General features: G+C 48.9%; 20 protein-coding genes. 3 read left to right on the top strand and 17 right to left on the bottom strand.

Translation table 11 applies throughout. The features are described 5' to 3' along the window. Window positions 1-117 precede the first annotated feature (117 nt). The 6 genes from K7397_RS01810 to pdhA all read right to left on the bottom strand — a co-directional run bounded on the left by K7397_RS01810 (window position 118) and on the right by pdhA (window position 6,901). The gene (locus K7397_RS01810; RefSeq protein WP_223066231.1) at window positions 118-603 is read right to left on the bottom strand and encodes a dihydrofolate reductase; all 486 of its coding nucleotides are present in this window, start codon (window positions 601-603) and stop codon (window positions 118-120) included. Window positions 604-632: 29 nt separating this feature from the next. Continuing rightward, window positions 633-1,427 (bottom strand): thymidylate synthase, encoded by a 795-nt coding sequence (gene thyA, locus K7397_RS01815; protein ID WP_223066232.1) that lies wholly within the window; start codon window positions 1,425-1,427, stop codon window positions 633-635. 217 nt (window positions 1,428-1,644) lie between these two features. Then, the gene (gene lpdA, locus K7397_RS01820; RefSeq protein ID WP_223066233.1) at window positions 1,645-3,060 is read right to left on the bottom strand and encodes a dihydrolipoyl dehydrogenase; all 1,416 of its coding nucleotides are present in this window, start codon (window positions 3,058-3,060) and stop codon (window positions 1,645-1,647) included. 4 nt (window positions 3,061-3,064) lie between these two features. Next, the gene (locus tag K7397_RS01825; protein ID WP_223066234.1) at window positions 3,065-4,684 is read right to left on the bottom strand and encodes a 2-oxo acid dehydrogenase subunit E2; all 1,620 of its coding nucleotides are present in this window, start codon (window positions 4,682-4,684) and stop codon (window positions 3,065-3,067) included. 29 nt (window positions 4,685-4,713) lie between these two features. Beyond that, complete coding sequence (locus K7397_RS01830) at window positions 4,714-5,694, bottom strand: alpha-ketoacid dehydrogenase subunit beta (RefSeq protein ID WP_223066235.1); 981 nt, start codon at window positions 5,692-5,694, stop codon at window positions 4,714-4,716. 139 nt (window positions 5,695-5,833) lie between these two features. Then, window positions 5,834-6,901: a pyruvate dehydrogenase (acetyl-transferring) E1 component subunit alpha gene (gene pdhA, locus K7397_RS01835; protein ID WP_223066236.1), complete on the bottom strand. Its 1,068-nt coding sequence runs from the start codon at window positions 6,899-6,901 to the stop codon at window positions 5,834-5,836. A gap of 253 nt (window positions 6,902-7,154) precedes the next feature. On the opposite strand from pdhA, the gene K7397_RS01840 reads away from it, so the two are divergent. Next, complete coding sequence (locus K7397_RS01840; RefSeq protein ID WP_223066237.1) at window positions 7,155-7,895, top strand: alpha/beta hydrolase; 741 nt, start codon at window positions 7,155-7,157, stop codon at window positions 7,893-7,895. A gap of 93 nt (window positions 7,896-7,988) precedes the next feature. Here K7397_RS01840 and K7397_RS01845 read toward each other — a convergent pair whose 3' ends face one another. After that, the gene (locus K7397_RS01845; RefSeq protein WP_223066238.1) at window positions 7,989-8,630 is read right to left on the bottom strand and encodes a trimeric intracellular cation channel family protein; all 642 of its coding nucleotides are present in this window, start codon (window positions 8,628-8,630) and stop codon (window positions 7,989-7,991) included. A 165-nt stretch (window positions 8,631-8,795) separates the two neighbouring features. Between K7397_RS01845 and K7397_RS01850 the strand changes: the two genes are divergently transcribed. Continuing rightward, window positions 8,796-9,440 (top strand): thiamine diphosphokinase, encoded by a 645-nt coding sequence (locus tag K7397_RS01850; protein ID WP_223066239.1) that lies wholly within the window; start codon window positions 8,796-8,798, stop codon window positions 9,438-9,440. A gap of 278 nt (window positions 9,441-9,718) precedes the next feature. Next, the gene (locus K7397_RS01855) at window positions 9,719-10,237 is read left to right on the top strand and encodes a C40 family peptidase (RefSeq protein WP_420488742.1); all 519 of its coding nucleotides are present in this window, start codon (window positions 9,719-9,721) and stop codon (window positions 10,235-10,237) included. A gap of 81 nt (window positions 10,238-10,318) precedes the next feature. Here the strand turns inward: K7397_RS01855 and K7397_RS21960 are convergent, their stop codons facing one another. The 10 genes from K7397_RS21960 to K7397_RS01905 form a co-directional block, all read right to left on the bottom strand. Then, entirely contained in the window at window positions 10,319-11,014 is a 696-nt protein-coding gene (locus K7397_RS21960; RefSeq protein ID WP_223066241.1) for a winged helix-turn-helix domain-containing protein, read from the bottom strand. 255 nt (window positions 11,015-11,269) lie between these two features. Further along, window positions 11,270-12,820 (bottom strand): ABC-F family ATP-binding cassette domain-containing protein, encoded by a 1,551-nt coding sequence (locus K7397_RS01865; RefSeq protein WP_223066242.1) that lies wholly within the window; start codon window positions 12,818-12,820, stop codon window positions 11,270-11,272. 182 nt (window positions 12,821-13,002) lie between these two features. Continuing rightward, on the bottom strand, window positions 13,003-13,992 hold the full coding sequence (locus K7397_RS01870) for a hypothetical protein (protein ID WP_223066243.1): 990 nt from the start codon (window positions 13,990-13,992) through the stop codon (window positions 13,003-13,005). Next, window positions 13,979-14,539 carry a hypothetical protein gene (locus tag K7397_RS01875; RefSeq protein WP_223066244.1) on the bottom strand — a complete coding sequence of 187 codons (561 nt, stop codon included), beginning with the start codon at window positions 14,537-14,539 and terminating at the stop codon, window positions 13,979-13,981. The genes K7397_RS01870 and K7397_RS01875 overlap by 14 nt, the downstream gene beginning before the upstream one ends. Window positions 14,540-14,556: 17 nt before the next feature. Then, entirely contained in the window at window positions 14,557-14,964 is a 408-nt protein-coding gene (locus K7397_RS01880) for a hypothetical protein (RefSeq protein ID WP_223066245.1), read from the bottom strand. Window positions 14,965-14,978: 14 nt separating this feature from the next. Then, complete coding sequence (locus K7397_RS01885; protein ID WP_223066246.1) at window positions 14,979-15,464, bottom strand: ABC transporter permease; 486 nt, start codon at window positions 15,462-15,464, stop codon at window positions 14,979-14,981. 22 nt (window positions 15,465-15,486) lie between these two features. Then, on the bottom strand, window positions 15,487-17,415 hold the full coding sequence (locus K7397_RS01890) for a hypothetical protein (protein WP_223066247.1): 1,929 nt from the start codon (window positions 17,413-17,415) through the stop codon (window positions 15,487-15,489). A 130-nt stretch (window positions 17,416-17,545) separates the two neighbouring features. Beyond that, entirely contained in the window at window positions 17,546-19,357 is a 1,812-nt protein-coding gene (locus K7397_RS01895; RefSeq protein ID WP_223066248.1) for an ATPase, T2SS/T4P/T4SS family, read from the bottom strand. Window positions 19,358-19,359: 2 nt separating this feature from the next. Then, window positions 19,360-20,187 (bottom strand): hypothetical protein, encoded by an 828-nt coding sequence (locus tag K7397_RS01900; protein ID WP_223066249.1) that lies wholly within the window; start codon window positions 20,185-20,187, stop codon window positions 19,360-19,362. Further along, entirely contained in the window at window positions 20,172-20,897 is a 726-nt protein-coding gene (locus tag K7397_RS01905) for a hypothetical protein (protein WP_223066250.1), read from the bottom strand. Before K7397_RS01905 ends, K7397_RS01900 begins: the two co-directional genes overlap by 16 nt. Window positions 20,898-20,904 lie beyond the last annotated feature (7 nt).

Here is a 20,904-nt window from a genome sequence, read left to right on the forward strand (position 1 = left end):
ATTCCCCCAGTTCTGCTTACTTGTCCTCTCACGCGTATGTTTCAAATAGTGTAACACCGCCTGTGAGACCAAATTAATGGATTTTTCCAATAAATATTTGCACTATACTACATATTACTATGAACGAACATAGGTTAGAAAGCGGTAATTATATGGATTTTTCTCATCCCGGATGCCTTGCCGCTCCTCCACAAGCTTAAAATCGCCCAAATCCAAATCGGTTAAACGGACATCTCCTTCAATGAATTCATCGATCACGGTAACGAGCAAGCGATCCGCCAAAGGCAGGAAATACGCGAAAATTTCAGCTCCGCCAATGACCATCAGCTCTTCATGCCCGCCTAATTTCACGGCGTCTTCGAAGGAATTCAGTACTTTTGCGCCTTCCGCCTTGAACGCTTTATCGCGGGTAAGCACAACATTTATACGATTTGGCAGTGGTTTCGAGCCCATGGACTCCCACGTTTTGCGTCCCATCAAAACGGTTTTCCCCGTCGTTTGCGCCTTGAAAAAGGCCATATCGGCAGGCAGCCGCCAGGGCAGCCGGTTGTCGCGTCCAATCACACCGCCTTCAGCCATTGCCCAGATTAAAGTAATGCTCAACGATTCCATCCTCCTATGCGAATGCTCGATTAAATGGCAACAGGTGCTTTGATTCCGGGATGGTGCTTATAATTCACAAACTCGAAATCCTCGAACTTGTAGTCAAAAATCGATGCCGGTTTCCGTTTGATGACAAGCGTTGGCAGGTCGAACGGCTCACGTTCAAGCTGCGTTCTCACCTGCTCAAGGTGGTTGGAATAGATGTGCACGTCGCCTCCGGACCAGATAAAATCGCCGACCTCCAAATCACATTGCTGGGCAACCATATGCGCAAGTAAAGCATAGCTCGCAATATTAAAAGGCAAACCGAGGAAACTATCGACCGAGCGCATCGTTAACATACAGGACAGCTTCCCGTCTGCTACGTAGAACTGAAACACGAAATGGCAGGGAGGGAGCTTCATTTGATCCACCTCGGCCACATTCCAAGCGCTGACCAAATGCCGCCTGGAATCGGGATTATTCCGGATCGATTCGATGACATTTGAAATTTGATCAATCTTTCTTCCGTCCGGCGCTTCCCATGAGCGCCATTGCGAACCGTAAACCGGTCCCAGATCCCCGTTCTCATCCGCCCATTCATCCCAAATGGAAACTCCGTTCTCTTTCAAATAAGATATGTTGGTATCACCTTTCAGGAACCACAGCAATTCATGAACAACCGACTTCAAATGAATTCGCTTGGTGGTTACAAGAGGGAAGCCCTTGCTCAAATCAAAGCGCAGCTGCCGGCCAAACACTGAAATCGTTCCCGTTCCGGTGCGGTCTCCTTTCGCGGTCCCATGATCCAGTATATCTTGCAGTAAATCCAGATAAGCTTTCATTGCTTGTGATTGCACCTCATCCATGCAGCTCATGGCTAAATCCATAGAATGCTGTATATTTAACGTCTATTATATCATCTTACGTCAGGTTTAGGGATTGAAATCCTTTATCGCCCCTAAAAAAAGGAGTGAGAACACCAGCGTTCTCACTCCTTCTTGTATAAATGCTCATAAATGCCTTAAGCGGAAGAAAAAAGCTTTACCGCCCTTGACGGGATTAGCGGGACAATACGTGGATCGGATGGCCTTCGACCAGCTCAGCTGTTTCCATCACAATCTCGCCCAGCGTTGGATGAGCGTGGATTGTCAAGGAAATGTCATCCAGCGTTGCACCCATCTCAACGGCAAGACCAAGCTCAGCGATCAGGTTGGAAGCTTCGATACCCACTACTTGGGCGCCGATTACCACGTCGTTGTCAGCGTTAGCTACCAATTTGATAAAGCCGTCAGGCTGATTCAGGGACAAAGCGCGTCCGTTGCCTGCAAACGGGAATTTGCCGGCTTTTACTTTGATGCCCTTGTCTTTGGCTTCTTTTTCCGTATAGCCTACGCTGGCGCATTCCGGATCCGTGAAGCAGACTGCAGGAATCGCTTTGTAATCAACCACGGAAGGAAGTCCCGAAATCGCTTCGGCAGCCACTTTGCCCTCGTATGAAGCTTTGTGAGCAAGAGCAGGACCGGCAACAACGTCACCGATGGCAAAGATATTCGGGTTCGTTGTGCGGCCTTGATGATCAACCTTGATCAGACCGCGTTCGCCCACTTCAACGCCTGCAAGTTCAAGGCCCAAATCTCCATCCGTGTTTGGACGGCGGCCAACGGTAACAAGCAGGTAATCCGCCTTAATTTCTTTTGCTTCACCGTTAACGGAGTACTTCACTGTAACTTCCTTGTCGTTCTGCTCAGCGCTTTCCGCCTTGGCATTGGTAATGATCTCGATGTTGGTTTTAGCCATGTTCTTCGCAACGAGGCGAGTCATATCTTTGTCAAAACCAGGCAGGATGCTGTCCATGCCCTCGATGATCGTTACTTTTGTGCCGAATTTGGAGTACATTTGGCCAAGCTCGGCGCCGATGTAACCGCCGCCGATCAGCACAAGACTCTTAGGAATTTCAGGCAGCTCCAGCGCCTCGGTCGAGGACAGAATGCGTCCGCCGAACGGGAAAGGCTTCAGCTCGATCGGACGGGAGCCCGTGGCGATAATGCAATGCTTAAAACGATAACGAGGAGACTCGTGATCGTTGAAGCAGCGCGCTTCATTTTCATTGATGAACATGCACTCGCCGTTGAATATTTCAACTTTGTTGCCTTTCAGCAGGCCGGCAACACCGCCGGTCAGCTTCTTGACAACACTGTTCTTGAACTCTTGTGTTTTGCTGAAATCGACTTTCACGTTTTCAGCCGTTACGCCAAACGCGCTGCCATGCTGTGCGGACTCATATTGATGAGCGGCCGAGATCAACGCTTTGGAAGGAATACAGCCGCGGTTCAAACATACGCCGCCGACTTCGGATTTATCGACAATCAGTACCTTTTGTCCCAGCTGAGCGGCGCGAATAGCCGCTACATAACCGCCGGGACCTGCACCGATGACTAATGTATCAATATCAAGAGAAGCGTCTCCTACTACCATTACATTACACCTCCATAACAAGCAGCTCAGGATTTGCGAGCAGCTGTTTAATGTAGTTCATGAAGTTTTGAGCCGTTGCGCCGTCAATCAGACGATGGTCGAAGCTCAAGGACAAAGCCATCACAGGAGCGGCAACGACTTCACCGTTTTTGATAACCGGTTTTTCGGAAATGCGTCCGGTACCCAGAATGGCAACTTCCGGATAATTGATGATTGGAGTAAAGAACATACCTCCGGCAGAACCGATGTTGGTAATGGAGATTGTGCTGCCCTTCATCTCGTTCGGAGACAGCTTGCCGTCACGGCCGCGTGCGGCCAGGTCGCGAATGGCGTCAGCAATCATCCAGATGCTCTTGCGGTCTGCATCCTTGATAACCGGAACGATCAAACCGTTGTCTGTATCGGTGGCGATACCGATGTTGTAGTATTTTTTATAAACAATTTCGTTGTTCACTTCGTCGATCGATGCGTTCAGGGCCGGGAATTGACGTGAAGCAGCCACCAGAGCTTTAACGATAAATGGAAGATAAGTAACCTTGATGCCTTTCTTCTCGGCGACAGGTTTCATGCGGGTACGGAACGCTACCAGCTCGGTTACGTCAACTTCGTCCATGATCGTAACGTGCGGAGCTGTGTAAGCGGATTTGACCATCGCATTCGAAATCGCTTTGCGGATGCCTTTGAACGGCACGCGTTCTTCTTCGCCGCCTACTGCTATTGGTTTTGCTTCTGCCGCTGCAGGGGCTGCCGCTTTTGCTTCTGCTTTAGGTGCTGCAGCAGCCGCAGGCGCTGCAGGTGCTGCGGTGGCGCCGCCTTTCTTGAAGGCTTCAACGTCTTCCTTCGTGATTTTGCCGGCTTTGCCGGATCCTTTTACAAGCGAGAGGTCGACGCCTTGTTCACGCGCAAATTTCCGAACGCCCGGAGTAGCCAAAATTTCAGCATTTGGCGCACCTGGCACCGCTGCGGCAGCCGTATTTGCTCCGCCTTTTGCCGCATCAGCTTCCTGACCGGCGGCTTGCTGAGGAGCCGATTCCTGCTCAGGAACGTCGCCTTCCGCGTCGATTACAGCAACTACATCCCCTACGCGGAATACAGCGCCGTCTTTACCGAACACTTCCAGGACCGTACCGTTCACCGGACATGGAACTTCGACAACCGCTTTATCGTTTTGAACTTCCATGATGATATCTTCGTCGGTTACTTTGTCGCCCGGCTTGATATGCATTTTGATAATTTCGCCTTCATGCAGACCTTCGCCAAGTTCCGGGAAGCGGTATTCAAACTTCGATGAAGCGGCTGCAGCAGGTGCAGGTGCAGGCGCTGCAGGAGCGGCATTTTGAGCGCTAGCCGGTTCAGGGGCAGACTCCTGCTCCGGAAGATCGCCTTCCGCATCGATTACGGCAACAACGTCGCCTACGCGGAACACGGCGCCGTCCTTGCCGAACACCTCTTGAACCACGCCGTTCACCGGACATGGAACTTCGACAACCGCCTTGTCGTTTTGAACTTCCATAATAATATCTTCGTCGGTTACTTTATCGCCCGGCTTGATATGCATTTTGATGATTTCGCCTTCATGCAGACCTTCCCCCAGCTCGGGGAAGCGGTATTCAAATTTTGCCACCTGGAAGACCTCCTCTGGAATGATTTCGATTAAAATTCAATTACTTTGTTAACTGCTGCCACAATACGGGCCGGAGTCGGAAGCCATGTGTCTTCGATTTGCGCGAACGGATAAACGGTATCCGGAGGCGTTACGCGAAGAACTGGCGCTTCGAGGTGAAGAATGGCTTTTTCATTGATTTGTGCGATGACTTCTGCGGCGATACCGGCAGATTTCTGCGCTTCCTGCACAACAATCGCCCGGTTTGTCTTCTTGACGGAAGCCACGATTGTGTCAATGTCAAGCGGCACAAGCGTACGCAGGTCGATGACTTCGGCTTTGATGCCTTTTGTTTTTTCAAGTTCGTCCGCTGCTTTGATCGCCGTATGAACCATAAGTCCGTAAGCGATAATCGTTACATCCGAACCTTCGCGAACCACTTTGGCTTTTCCCAGTTCAACCGTATAGTCCCCTTCTGGAACCTCTTCCCGGAAAGCATGATACAAATTGAGGTGTTCCATGAAAAATACAGGGTCGTTATCACGGATCGCGGAAATCATCAATCCCTTGGCGTCATATGGATTGGAAGGGATAACCAGTTTGATGCCCGGAGTTTGGGCGATCAAGCCTTCCAGCGCATCGGTATGAAGTTCGGCTGCTTTAACGCCGCCGCCAAACGGTGTACGGAACACGATCGGCGCGTTGTAACGTCCGCCGGAACGGTAGCGCAGACGGGCCGCTTGAACCAGCATTTGGTCCAAAGCTTCGAAAATAAAGCCGACGAACTGAATTTCGGCAACCGGACGGAAACCTTGAATGCCAAGACCTACGGCAAGACCGCCGATAGCGGACTCAGCCAGCGGAGTATCGAATACTCTCTCTTCACCAAATTGTTTCTGCAGCCCTTCGGTTGCGCGGAACACGCCGCCGACATGGCCCACGTCTTCCCCGAAGACGACAACGTTCGAGTCGCGTTCCAATTCCACGCGCAGCGCGTCGCGAATCGCTTCTTTCATATTCATTTGTGCCATTGCTATTACTCCTCCTTAACAATTTCCTGTTCACTAAATGCCATTTATACGATCATCCCGCTTTAGACCCCGGCAACCTGTCCATTATGTAGAAGGCTGCAAATCAAGTTCCCTCCGCGGGTGTGCAAGCCCAATTTTATTATTGAAAATCCGCTTTTTGCTCTTCCAGATGTTTAGGTGTGGACTCGAACATGCTGTCGATCAGACCCGGCACCGTCATTTTCTCGGTCTGTTCCGCCTTTTTGATCTGCTCGTTCACTTTCGCTTTCGCTTCATCTTTCACGCGCTGCGTATCTTCTTCGGTCCAGAGACCTTTCTTCTCCAGGTACTTGGCAAGACGGTTGATCGGATCCTTCTCGCTCCATTGTCCCTCTTCTTCTTTCGTACGGTATTTGGTCGTGTCGTCAGAAAGGGAGTGTGGACGGAAACGGTAAGTTACGGCTTCGATCAGGGTAGCGCCCTCGCCGTTGCGGCCGCGTTCGGCAGCTTCTTGTACGGCTTTGATTACGGCAAGCACATCCATGCCGTCAACTTTAACGCCTTTGATGCCGGCAGCAACCGCTTTATGAGCGATCGACAGCGCAGCCGTTTGTTTGGCAAAAGGAGTGGTGATCGCATACCCGTTATTTTGCACAAAGAAAATAACCGGCAGCTTGAATGCTCCAGCATAGTTCAAACCTTCGTAGAAATCGCCTTCGGAAGATCCGCCGTCACCGGTATAGGTGATCGCTACATGTTTTTGTTTCTTCAGTTTGAAGCCCATCGCAATACCCATAGCGTGAAGAATTTGAGCACCGATAATGATTTGAGGCATAAGCACGTTAACGCCTTCAGGGATTTGACCGCCATGCTGATGGCCACGGGAATACAGGAAAGCTTGATAGAGCGGGAGACCATGCCATACAATCTGCGGCATATCACGATAGCCCGGACAAATGAAATCGTCTTTCTCCAGTGCGAATTCACTGCCGACCATTGTCGCTTCTTGTCCGGATACAGGTGCGTAGAAACCGAGACGCCCTTGACGGCCAAGGTTGATCGCCCGTTCGTCCCAAGTCCGGGTAAATACCATACGGTACATAATTTCTTTCAGTTGATCATCAGTAAGGTCGGGAAGCTTATCTGGATTAATAATTTCACCGTCCGGAGAGAGCACCGACAAAGCCTCGACTTCCTCCGTATATACTTCATAAGGAACCTTGCTCATTTTTTTCACCTCGACAAAAAATTTGAATATCATGTTCCGCTGTTATAGAATTATTATACATCTGTTACATCACTTTAGTCAAAGGATATACTACAAAATGTATTCATAATGTTGTTTTGTATGTATAACAGGGAATTAACAATTGTATAACAGTGGTGATAATTGTCACACTAAGAAAGCGTGTTCACCCACCATGCATAATCTTAACTGATCACGCAGGCAATTGCAAAAACAAAAGGGAGAGTGACCGACCATGACGGATTCCCGTTATTTAAAACGGACTGTCGTCAAACACGAGATTGAAAGCAAATACTTGAACGAAACGCGGCGGCTTCGCATCTATCTTCCCCCAGGCTATAACGAACTCCTGAGCTATCCGGTTGTCTACTGCCAGGACGGTGAAGAGTTTTTTAATTTCGGCCGGATTGCCACACATGCGAACCGACTCATTCTGGATGAAGACATCGAACCCTTCATTATAGTTGGAGTAGAAGTGAATACCAAAGTAAGAACGCAGGAGTACGCTCCATTCGGCAGCCGTTTCGAGGCGTATGTCTCCTGTTTTACTGAAGAAATTATTCCCTATGTGGAAAACAATTATCCGGTCCGCCGTTCGCCTGAGGAACGGATTTTGGCCGGCGATTCGCTTGGCGGCTCCGTGTCCCTGCACATTGCGCTTAAGCGCAAAGATTTGTTCTCCAAAATCATTACCCTCTCCGGTGCTTTTTATATCCCGAGCCAGGAGATTATTGCCCAAGAAACGAATCTTGGGTCCCTCAGTCTTTATATGGTGGTCGGGCTGCAGGAGCGGGAATATCAAACGGATACCGGAATCTATGATTTTGTGGAACTGAACCGCAAGACTAAAGAACTGCTGGAGAAACGCGGCGCTAAAGTCGTCTATTTCGAAAAAGTCGGCCAGCATTTGTGGGGCTTTTGGCAGCAGGAGCTCCCTGCGGCGCTCAGTTATTTTCTCGGTTCATCCGGTTCATAACTAGAGGCCCTATGAATCGGCGCTGCAGGCGCGTCAAAAAAAGGGAGTCCCGCCGAACCGGCAGGCCTCCCTTCAATTATTTTGCAAGCTATATCAAATATCGACTCTCCCGGTTTTCCCGGCCAGCGTTTTATCCTTCAAAGAGCGTCTCGGCAGCTTCCAGCGGAAATGCACGGACAGCATGCGCGATACGACAATCAACGCGAACAGAACGATCAGTTCCAGCCTCGATTCGGACCAGCCAAGTCCGACGGCGAACCCGGCAATCATCGCCCAAACGGCGTAAATTTCATCTCGAAGCACCAGAGGTTTGCGGCCTGCGAGCAGATCGCGGACAATTCCCCCGCCTACTCCGGTCAGCACCGCAGCAACGACGACTGCGCTGACAGGATGGTTCATTTTTACCGCATAAAGCGCCCCTTGTACGGCAAATGCAGCGAGCCCTATCGCATCAAACCAGGCTTCCGCCCTTTTCCAGTGATTGATCCAGGAAACAGGCACAATGAAAGCTGCCGCGACCGACAAGACGGCCAGCAGCATAAGCGGCCCCTGGGTCCATATGGTGGTAACCGGAACTCCAATCAGCACGTTACGGATAATTCCGCCCCCGAACGCTGTAGCAAGTCCCAGCACGAGCACTCCAAGCACATCATACTCTTCCTCCATCGCAACCAGCGCTCCCGAAACCGCAAAAGCAATCGTGCCGATGATGCTGAAAATACCAAATAACTCCATCCCCGCTTTTCCGTTCCTCTCTGCTTAATCTCACATATGACGTTAACATTGTAGCTTTTCCACACCAAATTGTGCAACAAAAATTTCTGTTCTATACTATTTCTGTTCTATACTATGGTAATTACATAAAATCAGCGCAAAGACATACGGCAAGGAGAGGTGCAAATGACATCTTCAAATCGAGTTCTCATTTTTGCAGGGGGCAATATCGCCTCCGGATTCAAAGAATATATCAGGCCCGGCGATTATTTGATTGGAGCAGACTTCGGGGCTTTCTTTCTGGTGGATCACGGGATCATTCCGGATATTGCGATAGGTGACTTTGACTCTGTATCGCCGCAGCAGCTGCAGCGAATTCAGGAGGTATGCGGCAGCGTAACCATCGTGGATCCGATTGACAAAGATCAGACCGATACTGAGCTCGCTTTCGATATTGCGCTCGACAGGAGGCCGGATGAAATTATGATGTTTGGCGTTCTCGGCAGCCGTTGCGATCACTCTTTCGCCAACATCCAAATGATGCTTCGCGCCCTTCAACATCAAATACCCAGCTCAATCCGGGATGAGAACAACTATATTACGTTGACCGGATCATCCGCCTGCATAGAGAAAGGCGACTTCACCTATGTCTCGCTAATTCCAATGACGCCGGAAGTGACGGGAATTACCATCGAAGGCTTCCTGTATCCGCTTGACAACGCTTCAATCCGAATGGGACAATCGGTCGGGATCAGCAACAAGCTGATCGCTGAACGGGGAACAATCCAAATTGAAAGCGGGCTGCTTTTAATTGTTCAGAGCAAAGATTAGCAACAAACAGGTTACACTTTTGTAATCATCGTGATTTCTGAGTTGAAGATGGATTAAAGCCGAAAATCCTTGATACATAAGGGTTTTCGGCTTTTTTAGCACCAAGTCCTATACTATAATTATTAATTTTTTGTAAATTTTAATCGAATTTTAATAAAGCGGCTTAAATGCTTGCTATATCAGTATTTTTCCTAGGTATGGATAAATTTAGGTTGTTTCAAACCTGTTATACTTCAGTCAAGCCCAAGAAAAAAAATTCAGGAGGTAACATATAGATGATTAAAATTCAAGGACTCTTCAAGAAGGTAGTAACAGTTAGCCTTTGCGCTTCCATTGGCTTAACCGGCTTGCTGACTGTTGGACAAGCTGAAGTTCATGCAGCAACCGCAACGGATGCTGTCAGCGTAAGTGCTTCCAAAGGTCAACAAATTGTAGATCTCGGCAAAAGATTTATGGGTACGCCTTACAAATTCGGCGCTTCAACCAAAACAACCAAAGTTTTTGACTGCTCCTCTTTTATGAAATATATATATAAAGAATACGGCATTAAATTGCCGCGTACTTCCGCCGCACAATCCAAAGTCGGCAAAGCGGTATCGAAATCAAACCTTCGCGTTGGCGACCTTGTGTTCTTCTCAAGCGGCAGCCGCGCAAACGGTAAAAATGTAACCCATGTCGGCATATATGCGGGCGACGGAAAAGTTTTGCACACTTACGGCAGCCCAGGTGTAACGATTTCCGACATGAAATCTGGCCACTGGAAGAAAACCTACCTGAAAGCGCGCCGCGTTCTTTAAGATTTTTAATGATCAGATAAAGAAAAGGACCCTGCGGTTATCCCGGTCATCAAGCTGATTTGTGGTCCTACGGCTGGCGGGCTACTGCAGCATGTAACCGGCTCCCCGGACCGTGTGAATCAGCTTGCGCTGATGCCCCGCATCCAGTTTGGAGCGGATATGCTTGATATAAACATCAACTACGTTCGTATTAACCGAGAAATCATAGCCCCACACTTCTTGTAATATGGTTTCCCGGGTGCATATCTCATGACGGTGCCGCGTCAGGTAAAGCAGCAGATCGTATTCTTTGGGGGTTAGACTGATTTCGTCTTCCCCCCGGAATACTTTCTGCTTTTTTGTTTCAATTCGAAGATCCTCATAATAGATATAACTGCGCTCATGATGCTCCATTCGATGGAACAAGCCAACAAGGTTCTCGATGCGGGCGATCAATTCTTTGATCGGCACCGTCTTGCTTACATAGTCATTGGCCCCTGCCGAAAAAGCCTCCAGTAGCTGCTGCGTCGAAAGCCTTCCGGAAGCTGCGATAACCGGATAGGGCAGAAGTTCCTCTTTCCGGCCGAAACGAATCAACGAAGCTATTTCTTCTTGTCCCCTTTGTTCGATATCAATAAGCAACAGCTCGGGAGGCTCAAATCCGGCTCCAGCTTTCCATTGCTCCAACTGTGCATCCGGAAACCGGTTAATATGAAAGCCAGCTTCCTTAAGCCGTTCTTCCGTTTGATCCGCATACCCCTTGTCCTGCCCATCCACCATCACAATCCATTTTTTCACAGCCTTTCGTTCACCCCGGATGCCGCCTCTAGCGCTAAATGTCCTTTTTAGTTTGCGAAAGGCTGTGGAAAATCATACGCCTGAAGGGTCAGAATAAGAGTCGAGGATAAACGGCCCGCTTTTTCAATTTGGAAAATATCGCATTTAGCCCTTCATTCAATATCCATTCCAGAAAAAAAGCAGGCTCAGGATTACGCTCCTGACCTGCCTTCTGTCAATTCCAAGATGCTTTGGTAAAGTTATTTAATGCTTTAGTCATACCTTCATGGACCACTGCTCGACATCCCATACCTTTGTTACCCAATCTTCGTAAAAGTCGGGTTCATGGCTGACCAGAAGAACGGTCCCCTTAAATTCTTTGAGGGCGCGCTTCAGCTCGTCTTTAGCTGCCACATCCAAATGGTTCGTCGGTTCGTCAAACAAAATCCAGTTCGTCTCGCGCATCATCAGCTTGCACAGACGGACCTTCGCCTGCTCTCCGCCACTGAGGGCGCTGAGCTGCCGCGTAATGTGCTCGTTCTTCAGTCCGCAACGGGCCAAATGCGCCCGTACCTCATGTTGGTTCAAATGCGGAAATTCATTCCATACGTCATCGATCGGCGTCATATGTCCCGGACGAACCTCCTGTTCGAAGTAAGCCGGATACAGAAAATCCCCCAGATACGTCTTGCCGCTTACCGACGGAATCTTGCCTAAAATCGTTTTGAGCAGCGTCGATTTACCGACCCCGTTACAGCCGACAATCGCAATCTTCTCGCCCCGTTCAATCGTCATCGTCATCTTCGGCAGAAGAGCGTGGTCATAGCCGATCTCGAAGTCTACGCCCTCGAAAACCGTTTTGCCGCTTGCTCTAGCTTCTTTAAAGCCAAAGACCGGTTTGGCGGCTTCTTCGGGTTTGTCGATTCTATCCAGACGGTTAAGCTGCTTCTCACGGCTCTTCGCCCGTCCGGATGTTGAAGCACGGGCTTTGTTGCGCTGAATGAAATCCTCCTGCTTTTTGATGAACTCCTGTTGCTTTTCATAGGCGCCAATATGTTGATTTTTACTGATTTCAGCCATTTCCAGAAACTTTTCATAGTTCCCTGTGTAGCGGGTCAGCTTGGCGAACTCCAGATGATAAATCACGTTGACCACCTTGTTCATAAACTCCGTATCATGAGAGATCAGGATGAAAGCATACGGATAGTCCTGCAAATAGTTCGTCAGCCACTGGATATGCTCTACGTCCAGATAGTTGGTAGGCTCGTCAAGGAGCAGAACCGTTGGTTTCTCAAGCAGCAGCTTGGCCAGCAGCACTTTGGTCCGCTGCCCCCCGCTAAGGGCGGCAACATCCCGTTCGAGACCGATTGCTGAAAGCCCCAGCCCGTTCGCCATCTCCTCTACCTTGACATCAATCAGATAGAAATCGCCGATTTCAAGCTGTTCCTGAATGTCGCCCATCTGGGTTAACAGCTCTTCAAGCTCTTCCGGAGACGCATCCGCCATTTTTTCCGTAATAGCCATCATTTCCTGCTCCAGCTCCAAAAGCGGAAGAAAGGCGTCCTTCAGCACTTCGCGCACCGTTTTTCCCGGTGTCAGCTTGGTATGCTGATCGAGATAACCGTAGCGAATCCTCGGCGTCCACTCCACCTTGCCGCTGTCCTTCAACAGTTTGCCGGTCAAAATATTCATAAGCGTCGACTTTCCGACGCCGTTCGCGCCAACCAATCCAACATGCTCGCCAGCCAGCAGCCGGAAGGATACATCTTTAAATAAAGTCCGTTCCCCAAAATTGTGAGTGACGTTCTCTACAGTCAGTAAACTCATAGTAAGTGCTAAACTCCTATCGCTGGAATAATGAATGCCGCTCTTTAAAATTCGGTATATCTAAGCATTCAAGTATTTATTCTAGCACATGAGAAGCCTGTTTCGAAATACCAACTAGAAATTAACTTTCCGGTATCGGATCACAAAATATTAGCAAAGCACATTGCCTTGCCTTATCCCCGTTATCCTCCCTCATTCGTACACTTCGCCTCGAAATATCCTTTGGCTGCCGCGTCCCGTTCACTTGCAAAGGTCTCCTCCGTACGGTAAAGGCTTCCGCATGGCGCTCTGTAGTAATACTTGATCCCTGTTGCCTCATCCACTCCGCCCAGAACAGGATATCGTTTGAGCAGCCTACCCCCGCCCATAGCGAAATTGTTGTAATACCGGTCGCCAATCGGAATCCCCTGTAAAAAAACGATCATCCCGGCATCGTCAAGGGTATTGTTCCAATCTTCGCCGGAAATAAGCGGAAGTGTAAATGTATAAGTAATGCCAATCCTGGAGGTATATTGGTTATGTTTTGAAATGACTGCTTCCAGATCGCGTTCAATGGAAGTTACGATCGTCGTCCTCCGAAGCGAGTCAAGCAGTTCGGTATCTCCTAGCAACTCATCGCTGCTGAAAGCTGCTATTTCTTCGCTTCGGCCATGGAGGAAAAGTCCCGCCGTCCTGTCAAACATCGTCAATCGGTTGTCCAGAGTGAACGATAACACGTTTCCGGATGCATCCTGGTATGCATAAGGCTTTTTAGGAAACCAGGCATGTTTGCTTTCTGCCTCCCCGTTCGGCCCGGTCAAATCCTGAACCCCGTATATGGAGTAACCATCGTAGTCTATGACAACAACCGCCGGTATATAATCAAGCAGCGCAAGCTGGCCCGCCGGATCGTCTTCAACATGAAAGTTAACATAAAGTGTATGCAGCATCGCTTCCAGACCGGCTTGCTTGTCAACGCGGAAAAACTTGCTCGAAGCGTATCCTGCCTCATATGAAGGCAGTTCGTTCACATTCAGCATGCTGGCGCCGTCCATTGCAGAGGTTCGAAGAGCCGCATTGTAGCGCTGTTCCAAGATTAGCGTTTCCATCCGGTTATCCGCCCTTAACGAAGACGCCCAAAAAAACGGTCCCGCTATAAGCACAAACACAATCGCCCACTCAGTAATCTTCATTTAGCACCATTCCTCCGTAAATGAGCGGAACCTGTATCTCTTTCAGCCCGTTCCCGTACAGGAACCGGTTTAATATTGAAGAAGCTGTGCTTTCTGCGGGCGTAACCCGAACGTCAAAATAATCGCCGGCCGATAACAGGTATTTCCGATCCTGAATTTGATCAGGCGCGGCAGTCTGGTTGGAGGCAGGAAACAAGGCCTCCATAATCGTGTTATTGTAATAAGCGTCATACTGTACGCTGTATTGTCCCAGAAAGGTGGACGAATCAGCCGGATCGCCGTATTCCGGGTGATATTTTTTATGCCGGTGCTCCATTTCAATTTCGTATCCGCTAAAATATGCTCCTAGCTCCGATTCGAATTCCGAGTACATTTCAGGTGTAATATACCCCTTATTGCGAACGGCATCGACAAACTGTTCGATTTGTCTGTATGAGGTAAGCAGAGCAACGTCATCCTGGCGCTTCGCGGTTTGCATCGAGGGAAAGAAATACAATAACAATACTGCAAGCAGAGCGGCAGTTACCTTCGATAGTATATTGGACACTGTACCACCCCTGGTTGTTATTCCTTCCGGAAATTACGGAACCGAATCTTCTTGATTTGACCGGAGGCATCAAATTCGAATGCGGCTGAATATATTTCAGCAGGATCTATTTCTGTAACAGGAACGATTAGATCAGGGTCCGGATCCAAACCGGGAGACGGCAGAACTGTGCCGTTTACCTCAACCGACAGGTTCTCGCGGGACGAATTTCTCCACATAAAAATAACCTGCGAACCGCTGTAAAATTCATCTTTGACGTCTAATGCTTTCGGATAAACGCTCCTCGCCATATTGGAGTGAGTGTTTAACGCCCCCTCAGCGGCTCCATCCGCTATGTCCATACCTTGGAAAGTTAAAGCCAACGCAGTAATGAACAGGGACAAAGACGCTGCCGTCCAGAGCATATGCTTCACATTATTTAACATCACAGTTCCTCATCTTACCGAACCGAGGTTTGGGTAAATAACAGTCCGCGAACAACATTGGAACTGTCTTTCACGACTTCGGCTTTAAACTTGCCGCTTGGGTTGACATATTCACTGCTGGCTTCGTTCCAGGTGTTTCCGATCTGGCCGCTGCTTTCGGTAATGACGGAGCCGTATTCCTGACTTGTGGAATCGCCGACATACAGTACGGATCCGTACCACTCTCCTACCGTATTTTTCCCCGTTTTCACCTGGATGCCAAACTGCCCTTTCCCTTTGTACTTGCGAAGAGCATTGGTAACCTGAGAACCGCTGATCGTCGTTTCGTCATAAACCGTAAATGAAGCCTGTGCCAATTCAGTTTGGATATCCGAAAAATTGTTCTGGGCCGTTTTGGTCGCCTCCTGTGCCGAAATAAATAAAATGACGACAATCGTAATGAGTGCAATCGTCAGAAAAATACCGGCAGCTACCTTTAATGCAGTTGATGCGTTATTCATAATCCAATCCTTCCTTTCCCGTCTACAATTTTTGAATTTGTTCGTAATAAACGGTCAGCTGGCTGAAGCTCATCCAGATCAGCGGTATGACCAAATACATGAAAACAAGGGCATACATCGGGGTAAAGCCAATCGTTTTGCCTAAATTGGCTTTCATATCAAGCGTCTTCTCGTAATCCAGCCGTCTCTGCTCGAAATAATAGCCCATTTCGCTTTCCACATCGTCAAAAGCTTTGCTTACCGCTATCTTGCTCTCGGCAAGCAAAAGCTTGTCCGCTAGGCGCTGAAATTCCGGCAGCGAAACCTCTTCCTTCATCCCGGTCAGGGCGGCCTCCGGTCCGTGTTCATAATGCAAAATGCATTTTTCAATTGGCGTTTTGAAAATAACCGCAAAGGAATACAACCACTCCATGATTTCTTCTACCGACATCCGCTCCATTTCCCGAAGGATTGAAATCAGCGTATAAAACTGGTAGATTTCATGCTTCATGTCCATCAGGCGAACTCTTCTTTGAAAGAGAAGCAGCCAGTATGGAGCATAATAGGCAACCTTAGCTAATAGCAAGGCGATGAGCACTTCCCACCACTGCAGCACTTCCGAATTCCATCTGTCCAGCTTTCCGGCAATCCGGTTGACAGACTCCGCAAGGCGCTCCCTGGACAAGGGTTCTGTATGATTGTCAGCGGCGACCAGTTCGGCTATTGCTTCATATCTCGCCTTATCCGACATCCTCAATTGCTCCATAATTTTTCTGTCATCAGCCGCTTGGCCGGCAGCTTCTTTCTTTTCCTCAGCAGTCATGGAGCCGAACATCATCTGCGAAGTTGCAGCATGATGCAAAATATGAGCTTTTTCCATGCCGTGCAAAAAAATAAATAGGGAGAGCGCTACGGCGAAGCTCGTCGCAAAATAGACCAGTCTCCTTACATAAAACCATTCCACCCTCATCCGGCAATGGGTATCCTTTAAAAGCTCGGTGGTCCGGATATAAGCCTGCGAGTTTTTAGAGGGCAGAAACGGAATGACGAGTTTGCGAAAATAGCGGTGTTCATACAGACGCTTCTCCCAATTGCCGGCCCCCGGTTTTACAGCCGTTAGTTCTTCCTCGGTTTTTATTTTCTGAAGCAAGACATAGCAGACCAGTATGATCAAATAAATGCATATTTTCGTAACCATCCCGAACTTCCCGCCGTAGAAAACATCCATTAGCGGAAAGTTGTTTCTTGCCCATCTCTCAATCGGTTTCGTAAAAAACACCGGGACAAGCGCGATCACGTGCAACCCTTTCAGCAAATAGTCCAGCTTGGCCAATAGCAGCAGCTCGAGATGAATTTCCTTGCTAAGCCCGGAAAGAGCTTTTAAAAAAGCTGATCCACCGGCGCTCACTTTATCGCCGTACTCCATGATCAGATACGAAATGCCGGCGAATGACTTCAAAAACCTGCCCGGCGACGTTTCGTAATAGGATTCAAGGCTTTGCTGCGGCTTTGGAGAGCACAACGCTTCGTATATTTTGTAACCGTGAGCCGACACTTCCTTTCCCGCTTCCTCAGATGCTTCGAGGATAGATTCTTCTACGATGCCATGACGGTGATAGGCATGTCTGACACCTGCAAAAAGATCGACCGTCTGCTGCAGCAGCTTTCGCTGAAGCTTGCCCACATAAGCGTCCAGCGCCAATCCATTGATCACGGCTGCCGACAGAATTAAGGTCAATAAATAAAGAGCATCCGGATTCATGAGGAACAAAACTGTTATCGTAAAGAAAAATAACGAAAGCAAAACATAAACAGAGCCTGCCGTTCGAAGTCTAAGCGTATATTCATCGTTGTCCGGGATGGCGCTCAGCCTGCTCCGCACCTTGAGCGTGTAGAAGCGGAGGAGCGGTATGTTTAGAAACAGCCGGTATGACCGCTGTAAATGAACAGACAGCGCCTGCTTTAAGCTCATTTTTTTCCTTTTAGCCAAAACGCCCTGGGCCGGATTATCAACACCTGAACGTCTGGCTGACAGAAGGATTAAGAGGAAGATTAGAATAAAACCGCAAATACTGACAGCCGCTAGCCAGTAGAGTATCAGTTTAAGCTCCAATTCGCTCCCCCCAGTAGGTGTATAAAAATCGGCCGAATTGCTCGGCATCCTCTGGACGCATCTCCCGTTGCATGTCCAGTTGGACTTGCAGCGAAAGAGGTTCGGCGATTTCATATTTCCCGCCCTTATACACAACAATATCCCTCGCAGTGTAGCCTTGCGCCATTTCGGGAAGCGGAAGGCATTCCGTAATCCGCTCCACATAACGGTTACCGTCCATGTCATGCCGCAAGTGGACATCGAAGTTTACGGCTCTGACAACCTGCTTCTCGGCAATTCCCTCGTCCCGAAACATGCCGGATTTCAGCAGCGAGTTCCGTAAAGAAAAAATGAGATCGGCAAAGGTTTTGGCATGGTGTGTAAATACGGTAAACAAGCTGGCAACCTGCGACATTTGAATCATCCAGGCAGCGACTTCGTCAGTGGCCACCTCTCCCAAAATATTGACGCTCCCATCGGTCTTCTTTTGCAAATCCAGCCCTTTCTGTCCGGAAATATAATCCGTTTCGCGAAAGCTTAATATATTGCGCTGAGGATAGAGCCTTCTTAAGTGAAGCTCAAACGACATTTCCTGAATGCGAAGCGTATAGGAAGCGTAAATATGCTTGATCATGGCCATCAGCAGCGTCGTCTTTCCCGCTCCCTGTGAGCCTGTAATCGCCGTAATCCGGCTTCCTTTCATTAAAAACTGAAGCAGACCGATCACAAGCTCTGCTCCTTCGCCGGTAATAAGCTGCTCAAGCGTAGCGTTCTTGACATCAAATTTACGGACAAAAAACGCCCAGCTTTCGGCAAACGGAGGCCTGACCACAACGACACGCGATCCGTCTTTCATCTCGTTAACTTTATAAGCATTCGCCTCCGAGAGCTGACCTGGAAGGTTGTATTTATAAATGTTCTGACAGACTCGCTTCAGTTCGCCTTCCGAGCCGAACGAAAGAAACGACAGGTGGATCGATTTTCCTCTGTAAAAGATCCAGACGCTGTCCCAGCTTCGATCGGCTGATGCGATGTCGGCCTCGGAGATATCAGGCCAGTTCCCGTAGCCGCTCACTTCCTGCCCGGTGCGGATATCGTCCGGCAAACCGCTCACCCCGCCGCTGACCCCGTCGATGAGCTGATCCCGAATCTCATCAATGACAGAAAAACCTTTATACAACTGATAAACTCGCTGTACCACCAAATCCATTTTCTCTGAATAATCCAATTTGCGGTATTCCATATAAAAGACATGCTCGATATCGTCCTGATCGATCTCGTATCTGAAACTGCCGTCTCCACTGCCTGAAAGTTTGGGGGCATCAAGGCTGTAATGTTCGATCAATACGGCCAGCGCTTTGTCCCCGTACTGCTGTTTGTACAAATAAAGAACGATTTCAAAACGATCCTGGGGCGTTAACCGCTCCCGGTTCTCAAATGGAATAATGTGATCAAGCTCTTCCTTGGTCAGTCCATAGCCTGATTCAAGCAAATCGGAAATATAGGTTTTCACAAACAGCTTGTCGTGAATGTCACCGGACACGCAGCCCTTCAAAGCTTGCCTCAGCCCTGCCCTTTGATTCCTTTTCCGGCGGTATTCCTCTTCCCCAAGCCCATAGTCGTCGAGATGATTTCGGCTCATTTCATGAAGAGCCTGCTTGACATAAGCGATAATCTGTTCCAGTTGATAACGTTCCACGTCCTTCGGATGAATGGACGCTTGTTCCTTTCCGGATGCTCGTTGACGCTTGAATCCTAAATACAGAATAAGGCACGCGGCGATTAGCGCAATTCCTGCCATATTCCAAACCGCATAGCTCATCCTTACGCCCCCTTCTCATCCGATGCTGACCCTGCGCTCTTTGACAATGCCAGACTGTATTTCACAAGCTGCTTAAGTGCCGTTATGAACGGCGCATTCTGCCGGCTTCTTCCAGATGAAGAAAGATTCCGCTGAATAAACGCAGCTGCCTCTGAATTGTTCCAGGCATTCGAGAAGCCTGTATTATAAGGGACTCCCACAATGGGAATGCGGCTTCCGAACATCCGTCTGATATTTCTAACCGACAAAGAGGAAAACGCATCATAATGACTAATCGCAATCATGCAAGGCCTTATTAAAGCCGTTTCCATGCCTTGCAGTCGGCTGAAAAATTGTTCAAGCACCACCCTGTTCTGGCGCAAAACCGCAACGGCCACATCTCCCTCGGCCATCATGGAATCAGCCGTACGCCAGTCTGCTCCCTGTACATAAATCCGCTCATAGCAGCCGGCAGCTGCTCGCCAAATGTTCCGGTAAATCTGCTCCTTCTTCGCACAGTCCATGTCCTCAGAAAGTTCGGATCCGGTAGCCAAATCCAATCGATTACTTATCATCGGAAGCGTGTAGTCCGATATATTGCGACTGTTCAGTCTGCCGCTGGCCGCCAGTCTCGTCAGCGCATCCATGCCTTCATCGGCCAGAGGCAAGTAGCTCGGTCCTACCCTTCGGTTCACAGGAACGATCCCCTGTTCGGCGCCGTCTCCTTTTCTGCCAACATGAAGCAGCAGACACTTCTCCGGGTTGACAAGACTGCTCGTAACGGCCATGGAAAAGGCAATTTCAGCAGAACCGATACAGGATTCTCCGTCATAAATTATGAATTTGCCCATGCCCGCCTCCTTGCACTGCTCCTAAGCAAACTTCTGGTTGTTATGGAATCCTTTTTGGACATCTTCTCAGTCAACAATTTAATGGCTTTCTTGTACTCGCGGGACAGCGGCTTGATTTGCAGCGTCCGGTTGTGCTCGTTCTCCAGTTGAAGACTGTAGTTTCTCTCATCCCAAGGAACTTTGACAGCATGTTCATCCCATTTCACAGGCAAGCGATCAACAACGGTCTTTATGTACTGTTCTTCAATCAGGCTTTCCACATAACGAATAAAGATCATGCCCATCGAAATGCCTTCCAGTCCAGGATATTTGGAGAAAAGCAGCTTGAACCATTCCACGCTGCGCTCGACGGCAAATCGCTCAAAGGTGCTAACCCAGAAAATACCGTTCGCCAAAGCCCACTCCTCTTCACCCAAGAACGTCATTTTCTCCAAGTCATAAATAACATAATCATAGTGCTTAAGCGGCGTTTCCCGCTCCATCATATACTGTTTCAAGGACTCGGCCGAAAAAAATCCGCAAGCAACGTCAAATCCGTAATATTCCGTGATTGGCAGCGACTTGTCGGCCTGCCCGATGGAATATCGGTAGATCTGCCTTTCCGTTCCATCGACCATCAATACTTTCGAGCCGGCCGCAGCCAGCAGTCTGCAGACATAAAGCAGCAAATCATGTTTGTCGCTAACTCCTGTATAGATCCAGCTTTCCATAACCCAT

The organism is Paenibacillus caui (genome assembly GCF_019904135.1).
Taxonomy (GTDB): Bacteria; Bacillota; Bacilli; order Paenibacillales; family Paenibacillaceae; genus Fontibacillus; species Fontibacillus caui.

Excerpts from the sequence above, each read along its gene's own strand:
- thyA (WP_223066232.1), bottom strand. The coding sequence starts at position 1,427 with ATGAAAGCTTATCTGGATTTACTGCAAGATATACTGGATCATGGGACC.
- lpdA (WP_223066233.1), bottom strand. The coding sequence starts at position 3,060 with ATGGTAGTAGGAGACGCTTCTCTTGATATTGATACATTAGTCATCGGT.
- K7397_RS01830 (WP_223066235.1), bottom strand. The coding sequence starts at position 5,694 with ATGGCACAAATGAATATGAAAGAAGCGATTCGCGACGCGCTGCGCGTG.
- pdhA (WP_223066236.1), bottom strand. The coding sequence starts at position 6,901 with ATGAGCAAGGTTCCTTATGAAGTATATACGGAGGAAGTCGAGGCTTTG.
- K7397_RS01840 (WP_223066237.1), top strand. The coding sequence starts at position 7,155 with ATGACGGATTCCCGTTATTTAAAACGGACTGTCGTCAAACACGAGATT.
- K7397_RS01845 (WP_223066238.1), bottom strand. The coding sequence starts at position 8,630 with ATGGAGTTATTTGGTATTTTCAGCATCATCGGCACGATTGCTTTTGCG.
- K7397_RS01850 (WP_223066239.1), top strand. The coding sequence starts at position 8,796 with ATGACATCTTCAAATCGAGTTCTCATTTTTGCAGGGGGCAATATCGCC.
- K7397_RS01865 (WP_223066242.1), bottom strand. The coding sequence starts at position 12,820 with ATGAGTTTACTGACTGTAGAGAACGTCACTCACAATTTTGGGGAACGG.
- K7397_RS01870 (WP_223066243.1), bottom strand. The coding sequence starts at position 13,992 with ATGAAGATTACTGAGTGGGCGATTGTGTTTGTGCTTATAGCGGGACCG.
- K7397_RS01880 (WP_223066245.1), bottom strand. The coding sequence starts at position 14,964 with ATGTTAAATAATGTGAAGCATATGCTCTGGACGGCAGCGTCTTTGTCC.
- K7397_RS01885 (WP_223066246.1), bottom strand. The coding sequence starts at position 15,464 with ATGAATAACGCATCAACTGCATTAAAGGTAGCTGCCGGTATTTTTCTG.
- K7397_RS01890 (WP_223066247.1), bottom strand. The coding sequence starts at position 17,415 with ATGAGCTTAAAGCAGGCGCTGTCTGTTCATTTACAGCGGTCATACCGG.
- K7397_RS01895 (WP_223066248.1), bottom strand. The coding sequence starts at position 19,357 with ATGAGCTATGCGGTTTGGAATATGGCAGGAATTGCGCTAATCGCCGCG.
- K7397_RS01900 (WP_223066249.1), bottom strand. The coding sequence starts at position 20,187 with ATGGGCAAATTCATAATTTATGACGGAGAATCCTGTATCGGTTCTGCT.
- K7397_RS01905 (WP_223066250.1), bottom strand. The coding sequence starts at position 20,897 with ATGGAAAGCTGGATCTATACAGGAGTTAGCGACAAACATGATTTGCTG.